Annotated in this window: 1 protein-coding gene and 1 pseudogene; both read right to left on the reverse strand. The window is 68.3% G+C overall.

The window, feature by feature from the left end; translation table 11 throughout:
* On the reverse strand, window positions 1-1,028 hold a 1,028-nt coding region (locus AC1DNC_RS16745; RefSeq protein ID WP_476863654.1), incomplete at its 3' end, for an L-serine ammonia-lyase.
* 89 nt (window positions 1,029-1,117) lie between these two features.
* A pseudogene (locus AC1DNC_RS16750) lies at window positions 1,118-1,387 on the reverse strand (serine hydroxymethyltransferase); the annotation flags it as partial.

The following is a 1,387-nucleotide window of genomic DNA, read 5'->3' on the forward strand; positions in this document are numbered from 1 at the left end:
TTGTACAGCACCCCGATGGCTCCGGCGGCGAGCAGGAACTTGACCACGACGTCGTCGCGGTCCTCCTGGGTGGCCTGGTCCATGCCCGGGGCGAAGTGCAGCGCGTAGTAGAGCACGGCCGGGATGATCCCGGCGGCGCCGTTGGTCGGGGCGGTGACGACCCGGCCGCCCGAGGCGTTCTCCTCATTCACGGCCAGGGCGATCAGGTTGACCCATTCCTGCCAGTACTTCGGATCCCGGTAGTCAGGGTCCTGGCCACGGTTTTCCTTCATCAGCCGTTCGTGCCAGTCAGGGGCGCGGCGGCGGACCTTCAGCCCGCCCGGGAGCAGGCCCTCGCGCTTGAGCGAGGTCTGGACGCACTCGGCCATCACCGCGTAGATGTGCAGCAGACCCGCGCGGATCTCTTCCTCGGTGCGGGAGGCGCGTTCGTTGATCAGCATGATGTCACTGATCGACAGGCCCGTCTGCCGGCAGTGTTCGAGCAGTTCCGCCGCGGTGCGGAACGGCAGCGGCAGTTCCTTGATGGAGTCATCGAGTTCCTGCTTCGCGGCGTCTTCCTCGCCCTCGCGGACGATGAAACCGCCCCCGACAGAGAAAAACGTCGCACGGTGCAGGGTGCCGCCGTCGGCGTCGGAAACGGTGAAGGTCATGCCGTTGGTGTGCCGGGGCAGCACGGTCAGCGGCCGCAGCACCATGTCCTGCACCCCGTACGGCAGCTGCACGGACCCTGCCAGCTGCAGCTTCCCGGTCTCGGCGATCGCGGCGAGCCGCTCCTCGACCTCCGCGGGGAGGATCAGTTCGGGGTGGAAGCCTTCCAGGCCCAGCAGGATCGCCGTCATCGTCCCGTGCCCGTGCCCGGTCGCGGCCAGGGAACCGTAGAGATCAACCCGGAGCGAGGCGACCTTGTCCAGGTTCCCGGAGGCCTTGAGTTCTTCGGCGAAGACCGCCGCGGCCCGCATCGGGCCCACGGTATGCGAGCTGGACGGCCCAATTCCAATGGAAAAAAGGTCGAAGACTCCAACAGCCATGGTCGGTTCCTAACGTAGTCATGATTCAAATGCCTGTAGTTGAGCCCGTCGCCCCCAATGCCACGACGGGCCCAACTACCGGTGCGCCCTTAGCCGAGGTTGGTGACCGTGGGGTAGAGCGGGTGGGCGGCGGCGAGGGCCTGGACCCGGGTGCGGAGCCCGGTCAGGTCCGCGCCGGCGTCGGCGGTCAGGGCCTCGGCGATGATGTCYGCGACCTCGGCGAACGCGGCTTCGCCGAACCCGCGGGTCGCCAGCGCCGGGGTGCCGATCCGCAGCCCGGAGGTGACCATCGGCGGGCGCGGGTCGAACGGGACGGCGTTGCGGTTGACCGTGATGTCGATCGCGGCGAGCCGGTCCTC

It is taken from the genome of Arthrobacter sp. 01N442 (assembly GCF_056399345.1).